Source organism: Nocardia sp. CA-290969, assembly GCF_050936135.1.
Lineage (GTDB): Bacteria > Actinomycetota > Actinomycetes > Mycobacteriales > Mycobacteriaceae > Nocardia.
The window spans coordinates 1,937,075-1,953,015 of record NZ_JBNJNJ010000001.1; the positions used below are offsets into that span (position 1 = coordinate 1,937,075).

11 protein-coding genes are annotated in these 15,941 nt (G+C 67.4%); 5 read left to right on the plus strand and 6 right to left on the minus strand.

What is annotated here, in order from left to right; genetic code table 11:
* Nucleotides 1-133: 133 nt before the first annotated feature.
* From ACQEVO_RS09110 to ACQEVO_RS09125, 4 genes are all read left to right on the plus strand, one after another.
* On the plus strand, nt 134-1,795 hold the full coding sequence (locus ACQEVO_RS09110) for a hypothetical protein (RefSeq protein ID WP_432910912.1): 1,662 nt from the start codon (nt 134-136) through the stop codon (nt 1,793-1,795).
* A 91-nt stretch (nt 1,796-1,886) separates the two neighbouring features.
* Entirely contained in the window at nt 1,887-2,297 is a 411-nt protein-coding gene (locus ACQEVO_RS09115) for a YbaB/EbfC family nucleoid-associated protein (RefSeq protein WP_432910914.1), read from the plus strand.
* Between the two features lie 1,552 nt (nt 2,298-3,849).
* Entirely contained in the window at nt 3,850-6,282 is a 2,433-nt protein-coding gene (locus ACQEVO_RS09120; protein WP_432910916.1) for a zeta toxin family protein, read from the plus strand.
* A 147-nt stretch (nt 6,283-6,429) separates the two neighbouring features.
* Nucleotides 6,430-7,305: an SAM-dependent methyltransferase gene (locus tag ACQEVO_RS09125; protein ID WP_432910918.1), complete on the plus strand. Its 876-nt coding sequence runs from the start codon at nt 6,430-6,432 to the stop codon at nt 7,303-7,305.
* Nucleotides 7,306-7,336: 31 nt separating this feature from the next.
* Here the strand turns inward: ACQEVO_RS09125 and ACQEVO_RS09130 are convergent, their stop codons facing one another.
* From ACQEVO_RS09130 to ACQEVO_RS09150, 5 genes are all read right to left on the minus strand, one after another.
* Nucleotides 7,337-8,896, minus strand: a complete 1,560-nt coding sequence (locus tag ACQEVO_RS09130; protein ID WP_432910920.1) for a PQQ-binding-like beta-propeller repeat protein — start codon at nt 8,894-8,896, stop codon at nt 7,337-7,339.
* Between the two features lie 149 nt (nt 8,897-9,045).
* Nucleotides 9,046-10,380, minus strand: coding sequence for an MFS transporter (locus tag ACQEVO_RS09135; protein WP_432910923.1), 1,335 nt, complete (start codon nt 10,378-10,380; stop codon nt 9,046-9,048).
* Nucleotides 10,361-11,146 (minus strand): ABC transporter ATP-binding protein, encoded by a 786-nt coding sequence (locus tag ACQEVO_RS09140; protein WP_432910926.1) that lies wholly within the window; start codon nt 11,144-11,146, stop codon nt 10,361-10,363. Before ACQEVO_RS09140 ends, ACQEVO_RS09135 begins: the two co-directional genes overlap by 20 nt.
* A complete protein-coding gene (locus ACQEVO_RS09145; protein ID WP_432922507.1) occupies nt 11,143-12,147 on the minus strand; it encodes a FecCD family ABC transporter permease in 1,005 nt (334 codons plus the stop codon). The genes ACQEVO_RS09140 and ACQEVO_RS09145 overlap by 4 nt, the downstream gene beginning before the upstream one ends.
* A 62-nt stretch (nt 12,148-12,209) precedes the next feature.
* Complete coding sequence (locus ACQEVO_RS09150) at nt 12,210-13,259, minus strand: ABC transporter substrate-binding protein (protein ID WP_432922510.1); 1,050 nt, start codon at nt 13,257-13,259, stop codon at nt 12,210-12,212.
* A 392-nt stretch (nt 13,260-13,651) separates the two neighbouring features.
* Here ACQEVO_RS09150 and ACQEVO_RS09155 point away from each other — a divergent pair, with 392 nt between their 5' ends.
* Nucleotides 13,652-14,974, plus strand: a complete 1,323-nt coding sequence (locus ACQEVO_RS09155) for a wax ester/triacylglycerol synthase family O-acyltransferase (protein ID WP_432910929.1) — start codon at nt 13,652-13,654, stop codon at nt 14,972-14,974.
* Between the two features lie 72 nt (nt 14,975-15,046).
* Here the strand turns inward: ACQEVO_RS09155 and ACQEVO_RS09160 are convergent, their stop codons facing one another.
* Nucleotides 15,047-15,880, minus strand: coding sequence for a TauD/TfdA dioxygenase family protein (locus ACQEVO_RS09160; protein WP_432910932.1), 834 nt, complete (start codon nt 15,878-15,880; stop codon nt 15,047-15,049).
* Nucleotides 15,881-15,941 lie beyond the last annotated feature (61 nt).

Genomic DNA, 15,941 nt, shown 5'->3' on the forward strand with positions numbered 1-15,941 from the left:
GTGGAAGGCGCTGTGGCGCCCGATATTACGCGTGTGTCGGCCCCGGTGGCCGCCGCTGTTCCGGTATCGACGATGACCGCGCGGCGGGGCAAGATGTGACGGGTAAGTCGTGAATTCCGCGCGGAGGGCGAATATGAGCCAGTCGTTTCGTATCGATCCCGACGCTGTGCGCGCCCTGACCGCAGAATTGCGTGATATCGCCGAGGGTGCGGCCCGCACGGCCCGCGACCTGCAGGACGGGCTTGCCGCCGCCGGAATGAACGAAACCGCGGCCGCGTGGGGCGATGACGAGATGGGCAGGGCGTTCGCGGAGTACTACGTGCCGAGCGCCGAAGAAGGCGTCGGCGCACTGGAGAGCAGTGCCGGCGCCATTCGCGACATGGGTGCACTGTTCGCCGGAGCACTCTCGCTTGTCGAAGACCTGGACACTGCCGGTGCGGGGTCCGTGCGTGATGCGACCGCAGTGCCGGAGTCGCCGTTCCCGGACGCCGACGCGTGGACGGCACGCGACCGGATACGCCCTCCAGTACACCTCCGTCCTGCGCGAACTCCTCACGACCTCGACCGGGGGACGCCGACAGCGCGCCCCGCCGCTACACCCGGGGCCGGCGATGCGGTGGAATCCCGGATCGCCGCTTCCCGGACGGAACCCGCGACGGATGCGGGCGTATCCGCGATCACGACTCCACCCGGTTCGGTGGGCGGCCGTTCCGGTGAGAGTCACCCACCCACCGGACCGGCGGTTCCCACCCGGTCTGCGCTCGGCCCCGTCCATCCGGAAACCCCGCCAGGACAGGCACTCCGCGGTAGCGAGCGGTCCGCACCCGGAGACCAGAGTTCTGGCCGCTCGCCGTGGTCCGGGCACACGCCGGCCGCGCAAACACCTACCGAAACCCGACGTGCCCCGGCCGCCCCGCCGAACACTTCGGCACCGAATAAGCAGGGCAGCGCACCTCGGGCCGATCAACCCAGCCACCCGGGCCGCGCACCTCGCGGCACACGACCGGGACGCAGCGACGGGCGCAAGCACGATCGGCGGCCTGCGGCCGTCACACCGAAACCGAACAAGTCGAGCCCCCAGCGGGAACGAGTGGCGCCGCAACCGGTCACCGATCCTGCCGCCCTGCGCGTACTCGACGAGCTGGGGGCCCGGTATGGACTCCGGATCACCGGATTCGACACCGCGGGACTGGACGAACCGACCGCACAGGAGATCGCCGCGGCCGTCGGCCACGTGCTGGAACGGCATCACCACATCGACCTGCGGGGGCTGGAAATCGCCGACCTGGACGATGCGCTGCCCGCCCGCCTGGAACGGCCGATCGTCTCCGGAGCCGGTCGGCCGGAAATCCGGGCGGCGCATATCGTGCTCGACCGGGCCGCGACCACCGACCCTGCCACCGGGGTCGCCTCCATCGAGGTGGCGACAAAAGGCCGGCGCCCGGCTCCCGGTTCCACCGAACGCCCGCTCTACGCGAACCTGATCCGGGAACTCGGCCGCGCGTTGGCCGCCGAGGGGCACTACGCGGCACACCGGCGGGCGCAGCGCACACTGATCGCCGAATACCTGCGAATCGCAGGACCGGAGCAGGCGAGCGATCCGCTCGGCCGGATAGTCAGGGGCTACCGGAACTGGCGCGACCAGCTCACCGGATGTTCCCCGACCGCGCGATTCGACCCGGCCGTCGCGTTGGTGGAGGCGTTCACCGAGGTCGAGCTACGCGCGGATCGGGCCAGCGCGCCTGCTGTTGCGCTGCACCGGCTGCTGGTGGACACCGCGCGACAGGGAACCTGATACGCCACCCCGGACAGTCGGCCTGGTAAGTCTCGGCTGCGTCTTCCGGCGCCCCGCGTGGATGCCTGATCCGGCTCGAAAGGATGTCGATATGGACCGCAACCACTTCGCGGACTACGGTTCGGCCGCTCGTGATCTGCGCTCGCGGATGCACGAAATGCTGGATGCCTACGAGCAACAGCAGACACAGGTTGCCGAGGTGCAGCGGCAGTTGGCCGATCTGCGGGTGCAGGCGGCCACGTCCGACGGCTCGGTCCATGTGATCGTGGATTCGGCCGGGTCGGTACTCGAGATCTGCGTGACCCCGGCAGCCATGCGCGGCACCGCCGGACAGCTGAGTGGGCTGCTCACCGATACCGCGCGTGAGGCGGCCCGGCTGGCGAAAGAGCAGGCCGCTGCCGTGGTGGCGCCGCTGGCCGGCCTCGCCGGCGGTATGCCCGATCTCTCCGAGCTCGTTCCGGGAACCTCGGCGGCAGACCACGAGGTCACCGTCGAGTCCTGATCCCGCAACCCGGCACGATGACGGATATCCCGGCTTGTCCATCCACCGGCCGGATCGGTGTCACTTGCCCCCGCAGCAGCGGCAGGCGTCGAGGACCGTGGGTTTCTCAGTGCTGGGCGGCCGGGACGAGGTGTGAGACCTTGTGCCCCGCCGGTGTCGAGTCTGTTGTCGGGTCGATGGTCATGTCGAGGTGAGTCGGTTGGTCGCACTGCCGGAGGGCTTTCCGCTGGAGGTGTGCGAGCAGGTACTGGGCCCCTTTCCGCGAGGCAACCCGGAGGCGTTGCGGGCAGGGGGCGATGCCTGGGAGCGGGCGGCACGACGGTGTCTTTCGGAGGCCGAGGGGCTCGAGAGCGTGGCGTCCTCTGTGCCGGGGTGTTCGACCGGTGACACAGCGGCCGAGGCGCAGCGGGCGCTGGTCGGCGCGGCGGCCCACAAGCGCGATCTGGCTGTGTATTGCGAGAGCAAAGCGGTGGAGTGCCGCGAGACGGCCAACGCCATCGAGCTGGGGCAGTTCACGTGGATTGTCATGGGTTCGGCACTGGTGGTGGAATTGCTGGCGTCGCTGGCGATGCCCGCGGGCGGGATGGTTGCGGCCGCCGGGGTGCGGGCGGCCGCACGTAAAGGATGGCAACTGGCGTGGTTGCAGTTGATCGAATCGGTGATGGCGCTGTGTGCCCGGTTGTCGGCGTCGCGTGCGGCATTGATCGGTCAAGGCATCGTGGTGGGTGGGGTATTCGGCGGTGGCATCACCTGGGCCGGACAGGTGTGGCAGCAGCATCGAGGGGATCGGGACGGGATCGACTGGGAAGCGGTGACCGTGTCCGGTGCCGGGGGTGCCGGCGGCGGTTTGGGCGCGGGAGTGCTGTACACGCGGCCGGTGGCGGGGGCATTGGCGCAATTACAGGCGACCGGGACCCGGGGCGCCGGTGCGATGGCGATGCTGCTGGCCGGTGGTGCGGCCGGGGTAGCCGGTGGGGTGACCGGCACCTTGGGGGGCGCGGTGGCCGCGAGTGCGTACAGCGGGGGACCCGCGATCCCCGACGGGTCGGAGTTCTATCCGGGCGCGGTCAGCGGCGCTTTGGAAGGTTTGCTGTCCGGGGGCGTGCACACCATCGGCCATTCGGCTGTCCCACCGCAGCCGCCGGCCGGGTTGCCCGGCCGCACCGCCCGGCCCCCGAAACCCGGTGACCTGAGCGAAATCACCACCACACCGGACGATGTCCCACGCCAGGCTGTCAGCGCCCCGGTCACCACGCCGCCCCACCTCGCCAGTCCCTGGCACTCGCCCCGTACGAGCCCATACCCGTCCGTCCTCACCGGAGCCGGGACTTCCACCGACGGCGGTTCCGCCGAGGGCATCGATCCGGCCCGGGCCGAGCCGGTCGCCGGGCGCGAGCAATCGAGGGTCGTACCCGATGATTCCGTTGCGCGGAGACCGGGCGACGCTCCGGCCGGACCGGCGAATCCGGCGCGGGAACGTGATGACCGTGATCCGCTCTTCGGGCAGGAAACGCCTCGCCTGCAGGGGATCAGGGATATCGATGAGCCGCCCGTGGCCCGCCGGGAGCACGAGGCGAACCCGCCGATGTCCGGGGAAACCGTGCCGGCCGACGAGCGAGGGTGGCGGCACCGGCGTATCCAGGAGGAGTCCGAGCTGGCGCGAATGCTCTATCACCGGCCGGAGACCGGACAAGCCGTCATCGCCGTGATCGACAGGTTGCGCGAAGTTCTTTCGGCCCTTCATCCGCAAGCGACTCACGAACAGATCGACAATGCCTTCTATACGCCCGAGGAGACGATTTCGGGCGGAATGGTATTGCGGTCTGTGCCGTTGGACGAGTTGCGGCGAGACGGCAATGTGCGTGAGCTGATGGCCGCCGTGCAGAATGCGATGTGGCGCAGCCGGGAGCTGCCGAACCCTTCGGGCACGACGCTGGACGACGGTCTGTCGACATTGCTCAGCCAACCGGACTGGCACGAGCGGGCAGAGCGGCTGGGGCTGAACGCCGACGCGCTGGACCGGTTGCGTGAAACGATCACCGGCGGCGACCCGGACGTGCCGATCGTCGCAGCAGATCTCCGCCAGGGGCGTAATGCCATGAGCGATCCCGGGTTCATCGCAATACGAGAGGAGATCACCCACAGCGGCGCGGACAGAATGCTGCGTGAAATACCCGAGCAAGCACGTCTGAGCCTCACCGTTCAAGACTGGAGTCTGCTCGGTATGCCGTTGTCGATCCGGGAATTGGAAGCGATTCCCGGCGGCCTGGTCGCGCTCCGGAAGACCCGGCTCGACCCACGTCTGCCGTTACCGCGTGACACTCGTGGACAAGTCGATGTGAGAACGCTGGAAACTCGGCTCGCCGCGGAGGACCGCGCATTTCGCAATGTCATTCCGCTCTACCGGTACGACGAGCACGGCCGCCGGCTGAGAGATGAATCAGGGCACGCCGTCGTGGACAGGATACTGGCATATCACGAGGAAGGGCCCGTGGACGCCGCCACCGCGCTGCGTCTCGACCCGCAGCGATTCGCTGTTCCACTGCCGTGGCGGCCGGGTGCGGCACGATTCGAATTCGACAGCGGCAGTGAATGGTTCCGGCAGGCTGCGGTCGAGCGTGGAGTTCCTGTTGTCTCCGGGGTTTCGGGAACGGCGGCGAGAATCGCGTCGAAATTCCTCTGGATCATGCCTGCGGATGTTTCGAAGCTCGATTTCGCGGGAGCGATTCTGTCCATCCTCCTGCCGGCGCATCACTCGCTCTACGAAACGGTAGGGGGGTTGGCGCTGGTCGGATTGATGGATGAAGCGATTTTCCGAGCCCCGGACCGCACGGTCGCAGATCTGTATGAAGCGGTTTCCGGCCTGTTCGGACTCCCGGTGCGCGGCGGGTTGTCAGGGGACGGTCGCGAGAACGGACAGATCACCGGCCTCATCGGTGTGTCGGACCCGACCGATACACCGGCGGCGAATGCATCCGACATCGCGACGGAAGCACCTCCTGCGGAGGGTGCTCCGGGGCGAGGTCCACACTCGCGCAGCCGTGCCAACTATGCGACGACGGAGCCCGAGCTGCTGCCCCGCACCGGAGAATTCGAGCTGAATGATCGCCGAATCCGGTCGCTATTCGACGAGCAAGTAAAGCCGGCGCTCCTCACCGACCGGCCGGGGCGCCCCCTGAAACAGGTGGAAGAGCCTGTCCTCTACGTGGTCGGCGGACAGCCCGGTGCGGGAAAATCGACACTGGTGGAGCAGATTTGCGATCGCTTGGCCGACCGGGGTGGTGCGGCATTGATTCAGGCCGACGAGCTCGAAAAATTCCATCCAGCATACTCCCGCCTTTATCGGGAGAACGATTTCACGGCCCACGACTACCTGGTTCCGACGGCGCAGAAGCTACGCAACATGTTCGAGGAGTTCCTGATACCGCTGTCGCACAATGTGCTTCTGGAAGGCGGTAACTCGGATCCCGGGGGTACGCTCGCCCGAATACAGCGAATAGCGGAAAGCCGCAGTCGGACGATTATGGAAGTTATCGCTCTGCCGAGGGAGCAGAGTGACCTGGCTCGGCTGGAACGCTTCGTGTCCGGTCGTGAAGCCGATGGATTCGGCCGCTATCTCACACGCCGGACGCACGACAGGCTGTATCTCGGCTCATCGGAGCTGGTCGGGCTGGTCGAATCCGCAAAGCCTGTTCCAGTGGATTCGTTGCGAATACGCACCCGCACCGATCTCCTTTACGAGAACTATCGGGGCCCCGATGGGCAGTGGCACGATCCGCCGCGTGCCCGGGCGGTATTGGAGGACGAAAGAAATCGGGAGTGGACAAGAGAAGAGTGCAGGTCGTTCGAGGACCGAATCGCTGGCTTGAGCAAGCTCGTGAACTCGAAAATGGCTCAGGACCCTGCTCGCTGGGCGCCGCTGGTGCATGAGATCGATGAGTTGCGATTCCTCGCGGCGCCCAAGTTGTCCCGGCCTGCAACGTAGGCCGACGGGCTGCCGAGGTTCGCATCGGGGCTGGAAGTCGACCTCACGGCCCTACCGCCGGTTGCAACATAGCCATACATGATGTTGCCGTGTTACCGTCGAGGTGCCTTGTGTGAGGGGCGACCGCCCGGTTTGTGAGGAGACGTGATGGTGGCCAGTGGCGCCGCACCGATCGGGACCCACTCTGTGGGAGGAGACTTCGCCCGGCCCAGCGTTGCCCGTGTCTACGACTACAGCCTGGGCGGCAAGGACTGCTACGAGGTGGACCGCCGGGCGTTCGAGCGGATCAGGCGAATTGCGCCGCGACAAGGCGATGTTCATGTCATGAACCGGCGATGGCTGGCCCGTGCTGTCCGGATGCTGGCCGAGCGCAACGGGATCGGGCAGTTTCTCGATCTCGGTGCCGGACTGCCCACGCGCGACCCACTCCATATCGTCGCGCAGGAATGCGGTCGCCGGGAGGTTCGGGTTGTCTATGTGGACAACGACCCGTTGTGCGTGGCCTACGGGCGGGCGATGTTGGAACGCAACGAGAACACCTGGTGCCTGCCGTCCGATCTCACCGATGTCGCGGCGACGCTGGAGACGGCCGGGCGCTATCTCGATCTGCGGGAACCGGTCGGGGTCCTTTTCGGCGCGGTGCTGCACCACATCTCCGACCAGCAGTGCCCGGCCGCGATTGTCGCCCGCTATATCGACCTGTTGCCCGCCGGGTCGTATGTGGCGATCAGCCACTACTGCGATCCCGGTCCCGCACGCCCTGAGCTGCACACGCTGGCCCGCCGGCTCGAAGGTGCGCATCTGGAAGCAGGTTTGGGACCGGGGCGGTTCCGGAGCCCGGAGGAGATTCGTGCTCTGTTCGGGTCGCTCGAACTCGTCGAGCCGGGCTTGACCGAGCTCGACGACTGGTGGCCGCCGGGACCGCCGAGCGGCACCCGGGCGCCCGAAGCGCACCTCATGCTCGGTGGGCTCGGCCGGAAATCGCGGCCGGGGAACGTGCGGGTGCTGCCGTCGCGGCAGTGAGACCGGTGGTTGCTCGCTCGAACCGAGCAGGTCAGGGAAGACCGAAGGCCAGCAGGACATTGCCCGGCATACCGGTGGTGATCTGCCGGCCGTAACCGGAATTGGTGAACAGCATTCCGTTCGCGACGACGGCGCCGTGCCCGTTGATACCGCCGCCGGCGCCCGGCACCCCGTTCACGGTGTGGAAATGCCGTGCCGTGTTGTATTCCCAGAGAATGGCACCGGTCTCGGCGGAGAAAACGCGCATCTTTCCGTCCAGACTGCCCTCGTAGACCAGGCCGGGTGTCGACGAGACAGCATTCGGCATGGCGAGCTGGCACAGCGGAAGCATCGGTAGCGGCGGTGGATCGAACAGGCAACCGTGGGCGGGATTCGGCGTGCTCCAGATGACCTCGCCGGTCGCCGGGTGCAACGCGAACAGTGTGCCCGGCGTGCCCTGATACGTGGCGACATACAGACGGTGGCCGTCATAGCCGGCACCCCATTGAATGCCTTGCAGCGATTCCGAGCCCGGGATGGGCAGCACCGGAACCGGCGTGTTCAGCCTGGTCTGCCAGACGATCTCGCCGGTGACGGCGTCGAGTAAGTGGTAGACACCGCTCTTCTGGCCCGCGCCGACGACCAGCCGGTCACCTATCTCGAAAATGTTCGGCTGCGAACCGAAGTCGAAATCGTGCCCGGGCTCGGGACAGTTGCCGCCCGGCGGCGGATAGGTGCAGCGGCCGTTCCAGGGGGCTTCCCCGGGAGTCATCCGCCGGACCCACCGGGTGGTTCCGCTGTCGATGTCCAGCGCGCCGATCGCTTCCGCACCCTCGGGATAGCCGGTGTAGGCGTTGCCGGCGGTGTAGTACAGCGTGCGCGACTCGGGATGGATCGTGGGTGAGGACCACACCGGCGCACCGCTGGGGGCGAACGGCGGCGACCCACTGGGCGTCGGCTCCGGTGCCGGGATCGTGTAGTGCTGCCATTGCACCTCGCCGGTCGCCGCGTCCAGCGCCACAACACTTCCCCGGAAGGTGCAACACGGGTACAGGTCGCTGGTGGCGGCACCCAGCTCTTGACTGGACACACCGACATAGACGTGACCGTCGAACACGAGCGGTGAACCGGTGATGATCGCGTAACGATGATTGTCCAGTTGCCGAACCCAGCGCTGGGCACCGGTCTGCGCGTCGAGGGCCCACATTCTGGCCGAGTTGTCGCCGAAATAGACCGTTCCATCGATGACGGCGGGCCCGTTGCGCAGCCCGTACGTCGGGAGGTTTCCGCCGAGGGGCGTCTCGGCCCGGAACGACCACCGGGTCGCACCGGTGGACGCGTCCAGCGCGTAGAACGTCCCGTTGCGACCACCGACATAGACGGTTCCGTCGACGACCGCCGGCTGGCTGGAAGCGGCGATCGAGTCGGGAAACGCGAACGCCCACTTCAACTGCAACGAGGGCACCGTGGCCGGCGTGAGGGAGGTCTCGTGGGGGTTGTGCCGGGAACCGGCGAGGTCGAACTGCCACATCGGCCAGTCGCCGTCGGCGCCGGCAGCGGGAGCGGCGTTCCCTACGCCGGACATAGGCAACAGCAAGAAAGCGACGGTCACGAAGATCACTGAACGCAGGAACGATTTCTTCCGAAGTCCGAATGCCCGAGCCGCGAAGATCATCGCCAGAATCTTTCCGTTTATGGTGAGGAAATCGTCCCACTCGGGAGGCCGGGAATTCTCGGACCGGAGGCGAATTGTCGAAAATGTTATCCGGCGGCGCCGTGCGGTAGGCCGGGCGGCGCCGAATCATGGGACCGCAGTCGGTACTTCAACACCAGAGAGCTCGCAAGTAGTGCCAGAGCGACGGCGCACCACGGCACGGCGAGTCCCCAGCCGGTGGCCGGCACCATGTCGATCAAGACTCCGGTGAGGACCGAGCCGACCAGAACGGCGAGTCCGCCGATCGAGGCGAAAAGCCCATAGTAGGCGCCGAGACGGCGTTCAGCGGCCATGCGTGGCACCAGGTCTCGGGCGAGGGGCATGGTGGTCATCTGTCCCAGTGTCAGGAGGAGAGTGAATACGGCGGGCGGGATGAGTGCGGCCACGCCGTGGAGTTGCCGCGGCGCCAGGAGAGCCATCACGACGAATGCGGCGGCCGTCACGATCAGGCCCCAGGGCAGGGCCGCGCCGGTGCGCACCCGCCGGGTGATGGGTAGCTGAGCGATGACGACGAATATCGACGCCAGGGCGAAGTACCAGCCCAGCGGCGCCTGCGACCCCCAAGTGCGGTCGAGCTCCAGCGGTAACAGCAGGTACAGCTGGTTGTACGCCACCAGCTGAGCGCTCATCGCCACCGCGAACAGCAGAAAGGTGCTGTTCCCGGCCACTTCCCGCCAGCCGTCGAGCCATCTTTCGGCAGCGTGGACGCCGGGCTGTGTAGGGAGCCGCCGCAGATGGACGACCAGGATTACGGCGAAGATACCCGCCGCGACCAGGCAGGCGGCGGAGAAGCCGGCCGCCAGCAGGAGCGATCCGAGCAGCGGGCCGATGAACGTGCCGATCTGGCCGTACGCGGCGAAGAGCGCGAAAACGTCCTTTCGGGACTGGCCGCCGTTCTCGGCGCTTCCGGCGGCGGTGGCGAGGGCGGACTCGACCGCCGGGGAGAACAGCGCGCCGGCGAATCCGGTGAAGACGGTCGCCACCACGATTCCGGGCACCGACCCGGCGAAGGCCAACCCGGCGAAGCCGAGGATCCGGCATACACAGCCGGCGACGACCACGGGTTTCACACCCCACCGATCCGCGAGTGAGCCGCCGATGAAGAACAGGCCCTGCTGGGAGAACGTGCGGAGCCCGAGTATCACGCCGACGAACGCCGCCCGCAGGCCGAGATCCTCTGTCAGGTGCACCGACAGGTACGGCAACACCATGAAGAAGCCGATATTGAACGCGAGTTGGGTGAGAACGAGCAGCCGGACGGTCGGGGTCGCCGCCGTAAGGCCGGTCAGCAGCGACCATCGGCGGCCGAGCGCCCGGGGAGCACGTGCCGCCGCGCCGGGCGGTGGCGAGGCCGGCCGGCCGTTACCGCGCGGCGACGGCAACAGGCCCCGGTTCGAACAGGATCGACAGCCGTCCCTTCGACTCGTCGATGAGAACCTCGGCGCGGACGTTGTATACCTGGGCGATCAGTTCGGAGGTCAGAACCTCCGCGGGTTTTCCGCCGGCCACGACCCGGCCCTCTTTCAAAACGACGACGGTATCGCAGAACATGGCCGCGAGGTTGAGGTCGTGCAGGGCGATCACACTGGTGACGGGCAGCCGGGTGACCAGCGCCAGCAATTCCAGTTGATGATGGATGTCCAAGTGGTTGGTCGGCTCGTCCAGGAGGAGCTCGCGCGGCTCCTGCGCCAGGGCGCGGGCGATCTGGACACGTTGCTTCTCCCCACCGGAAAGCCGGTGCCAGAGCCGGTTCGCTTTCGCGGTGAGGCCGGTGTGCTCGAGCGCGGCCGCCACCGCGGCGTCGTCGGTGGTGGGATTCCCGCCGAATGTCGTCCGGTGCGGGATGCGCCCGAGGCGCACGACGTCAGCGACCGTGATGTCGAGGTCGGTGTCGGCGTGCTGGGCGACGACGGCCACCGCGCGCGCAATGTCTTTGCGCCGCATGGTGGACAGGTCGTCGCCGTCGAGGGTGACAACACCCGCGGTCGGGCGTACGACACCGTTGAGCAGATGCAGCAGCGAGGATTTCCCGGACCCGTTCGGACCGAGCAGGCCCACCGTCTCGCCCGGTGCCGGAGTCACCGTGACTCCGTCGACAACGAGCGCACCGCCGCGGTTCCAGCTGACGGTATCCGCGTGCAGGGTCACCGGACTCTCCTCCTGCGCGACAGAATGACGATGAACGCGGGGACACCGACCAGCGCAGTACCCACACCCACCGGCAGGGGAGTGGGCGCGAAGGCGACGCGGGAAACGGCGTCCACCCACACCATGAAGACCGCCCCCAGTAATGCCGTCGCGGGAACCAGCCGGCTGTGCCGGGGCCCCAGCAGGAACCGCGCCGCGTGCGGGAGAACCAGCCCGACGAACCCGATGGCACCGGCGACACTGACGAGGGTCGCGGTGATGATCGCCGTGCACACCAGGAGCATGAGCCGGAACTTCCCGACCGAGATGCCGAGCGATGCCGCGACCTCGTCACCGAACGAGAAAGCGTCCAGGACGTGCGCGTAGTACAGGCATACCGCCGTCCCGGCGAGCACCACCACCGCGCACAGCCGGACGTCGTCCCAGCGGACGCCTTCGAGCGAGCCGAGTAGCCAGAACATCACACCGCGGGTCTCGTCGGAGTCCGCGAACGCGAAGATGACGAACGAGGTCAGCGCCGAGAACAGCTGCGTACTGGCGACACCGGCGAGGATGATCCGGTCGTTGCTGCCGCCGGAGAGACGCGCGAGCAGCAGCACCAGCCCGAACGCGATCAGCGCTCCGATGAACGCCCCGCCGGACAATCCGAGCGCGGCGCTGCCCACACCGAGAACACCTACGATGACCGCGCCTGTCGACGCGCCGGACGAGATGCCCAGGACGAACGGGTCCGCCAGCGGGTTGCGCAGTAGCGACTGCATGATCACGCCGCAGATTCCGAGCCCCGCACCGCACGCGGCAGCCACCAGGGCGCGCGGGAGCCGCTCCTCCCAGACGATCGCGTTCTTCGCCGCCCGCACCGGAATATCGGTGAGACCGAGGTGATTGAGCAGGACGTCACGGACGTTCACCAATGAGACATCCGCCGGGCCCAGGGTGACGGCGATGAGGACCGACAGAGTGAGCGCGACGACCCCGCCGACTGTGATCAGCGACCCGATGACCAATCCTCGCCCCCGAACCCGTTCGAGGGCGACAGTGTCGGCGCGGTCGCGGGTGGCGGTCAGTTGGGCACCTGCCCGTCGCGAAGCCCGGCGACGATCTTCTCGAGTCCGTCGACGGCCCGGATGGACGGGTTCATCTCGGCGCCGTGCAGGGCGATGTACCGCTTGTTGCGCACGGCGTCGAGGTTGCGCGTGACGGGATCGGATTCGAGGAAGGCGATCTTGTCGGCCAGCAGGTCCCCGGGAAAGCGATTGCGCAGCAAATCGCCGAGGACGAGGACATCCGGATTGCGTTCGACAACGGTTTCCCAGCCGACCGCGGGCCAGTCGTCGGTCAGCTCGGCGAAGGCGTTGGTGGCACCGACCGAGGTGGCGAGCAGATTCGCCGAACCCAGCCCCCCGGCCACATACGGGCTCTTGGTATCGGCGAACCAGAACGCCATCGACACCTTCGACTTCTCGAGGCCGGCCAGGGCCGCGGTCTCGCGGCTCTTCAGTTCGTCGATGAGTTGCGCACCCCGGTCGTTCACATCGAAGACGGCGGCGAGCTCACGGATCTCCTGATACAGCGAATCCATCGTCAGCGGTGTGGTGCGCTTCCCGCCACCGTTGACGCTCACCCCGTTATCGCAGTCGGTCGGCGACAGATACGACCCGATCCCGGTCTCTTCGAAACGGCTTCGCTCTGCGACGCCGCCTTGTGCGAAATGCCGGCCGAACGACGCGGTGACGAAGTCGGGATCGGCGCCCAGAACGACCTCGTAGGTCGGTGCGTTTTCCGCGAGGCGCGGAACCGACGCGTTCGCTTCGGCCAGGTTCTCGCGAATGGGATCGGTCCACGAGGCGGTTCCCACCATGCGGTCGCCGAGACCGAGCGACAGCAGGATCTCGGTCGAACCCTGATCCAGCGACACGACCCGTTGCGGTGCCGCGTCGACGGTGATCGTCTCACCACAGTTGTCGAGGACTACCGGGTAGGTGGTACTGCCTTCTCCGGCGGAGACGGTGCCGAGGTCGTCGACCTGCTCGGATTGCCCGCAGGCGACGAGTGTGCTCGCCAGTACGGCGGCGACGGCCACGAGACCGATCCGGCCCACGGAAGTTTTCACGTTCGTCACGGCTTTCTGCTTCTCGGCGACAGGTGGTGCTCCGCGCGATCACTGTGAGGCGGAAACCACAACCTGAACCGAGGAAGCCAGCGAACGTTAGCATAAGTAACCCTATCCTAAGTGTCGCGGTGTAGCCGCAGCTCGGAGCCGGTCGGTTGCGGACCGGCCACGGGCTTCGGGGCAGGTATCGGTGGCCGGTGTCGCATCGATGAGTATCGCCTCTGGTCCGCCCGGGGCGGGGTGCGAGACAATGGGGAGTCGTCGATCACCGGATCGATCAGACCGATAAGGCGCACGGCTATCGGCTCTCGGACAGCTGGTAGTACCCGGTCGGACCGCAGGACGGCCCCGGTGTCCTGCTTCGACCTCCCCGCAGGAAAGGACCGGCGGAAATGACCGAGTTGCAGCCGCTGGATACGGGCTTCATCGAACTGGAGGATGCCGATCCCCGGGTCAGCCTGGGTATCGCCGTCGTCGCGATCATGGCCGGCGAGCCACCACCGCGGCACCGGCTGGCCGAAACGCTGAATCGGCGGTTGTCCGCCGTGCCGCGGTTGCGGCAGCGGGTGCGCCGGACACCCTTGGATCTGACCGCACCGGTGTGGGAGGACGACCCCCGGTTCGATATCGCGCACCACCTTCGGTGGACCGCGCTGCCCTCCCCGGCCGACGAGACGACACTGTGGGAGCTGGTGGCCGCGGAAATCGAAGAGCGCCTGGATCGCGACCGTCCGCTCTGGTCCTGCACCGTGGTGGAGGGGCTGGCCGGCGACCGCTGGGCACTACTGATGAAGGCCCATCACAGTCTGGTCGACGGGGTGTCCGGCGTCGGTGTGTTCGAGAAGCTCTGCGATCCATGGCCGGCGGCCACCCCGGCCGATGCGCCCGCCGTCCGCCGTGAACGCCGGCGGCCGGGGATTTCGCGGATGCTGACGTTGCCGATGGCGGTGCCGGGGGCGGTGCTCGGCACGGTTCGCAGCCTCGTTCCGGTCGGCGCTGCCGTGGTCGGCCCGGGCCCGGAGTCGTCGCTGAACGGGCCGATCGGTCACCAGCGCCGATACGTCGCGGTGCGGTTACCGCTGCGGTCGGTGCGCGAGATCGGCAGCGCCTACGAGGTCACAGTCAACGACGTGGTCCTGGCGGCACTCGCCGCGGGGTATCGCGAGCTGTTGCTACGCCGCGGTGAGGAGCCCACCGCCCCCGGATTACGAATCCTGGTGCCGGTATCGATGCGGGCCGAGCATGCGAAATACGTTATGGACAATCGCGTTTCGGCGGTACTGCCGTATCTGCCGGTCGACCGAGCCGACCCGGTGGAGCGCCTGCGCACCGTGCACCAGCGGATGCGGCACGAGAAGGCCGGCGGGGCGGCGGGCGCCGAGCACACGGTTCTGGGGCTGGCGCATCTGCTGCCGTTCGCCGCCGTGGCCTGGACTCTGCGCGCGGTGGCCCGGTTTCCGCAGCGCGGTGTCGCCGCGCTGGCAACCAATGTGCCGGGCCCGCGACAACAGCTCGGGCTGGACGGGCGACCGGTGCTGGAACTGCTGCCCGCGGTCCCGATCGCCATGCGGCTGCGCACCGCTATCGCGATACTCAGCTACCACGACCAGTTGGTATTCGGGATCACCGGTGACTACGACACGACCCCCGATATCGAAACCCTCGCCGAAGGAATCCAGCGGGCCATAAGCGAACTCGCCGACCGTGCCGGCTGATGGAGCTGCCGTCGACGCGTCCCGATTCTACGGACCGGGCCACCCCTTCCGGGAGTCTCGCGCACCGTCGGGTCAGGCCACCAGTTCCTCGCCCGCGAGGGTTGTGCGGTGCATCAGGCGCCGTGAGGTCGGTTCGAACGGCATGGCGCGATGCAGCATTCCCGTGTTGTCCCAGATGACCAGATCGCCCCTTCGCCAGCGATGATGCAAGACGAACTCCGGTCGCGTCGACCAGTCGAGCAAACTGTCGAGCAGCGTGCGGCTTTCCTCGGGTGTCATCCCGATCACCTCGCCCGCGGTCGCTCCCACGAGCAATGACCGGCGTCCGTTTCGCCGGGTCCACACCAGTGGATGGGTTCTGGTGGGGACACGGTCCCATGCCTGCCGCTCCTGCTCGGTGGCGGAAGGATTGGCGCGGGCTTGGGCGGCGGCGAAACTGTGGACCACCTGCAACCCGTCCAGCCGGGCCTTTTCCGCGTCCGGTAGTGCGTCGTACGCCAGATAAGTATCGGCGAATTCCGTGTCGCCCCCGGCTTCGTCGACCTCACGTGCCGTGAGCAGGGTCGCTCGTTGCGGAGTGTCGCCGGTGGCGCCGTCGATATGCCAGAGGAAATTGCCGCGCCGATACGACGCCAGGGTGGCGGCAGTCTTCGCCGGGTCCAGCGTGATGGTTTCGATCTCGGAGAGGCGGTGCTCTCCGGTGCGGGCGGCTACCGGCCGGCCCAGCGCCCGGGTGAGAGCGACCAGGTCGTCATCGGTGATATCGAGGTCGCGGTAGATCACGACCCCGTACTGCTCCAAGGCGGCCTGGCATTCGGCGGCTGCCGCTCGGCCGGTCAGTTCGCTCCCGTGGGCTCCGATGATCTCGACGCCGAACGACGGTAGGGGGTTCACCGTGGCGCTCATCTCTTCTCCTTTATTGGTGATGCGTACAAGAAGACAGTATCTCATTTATGAGAGTATGATT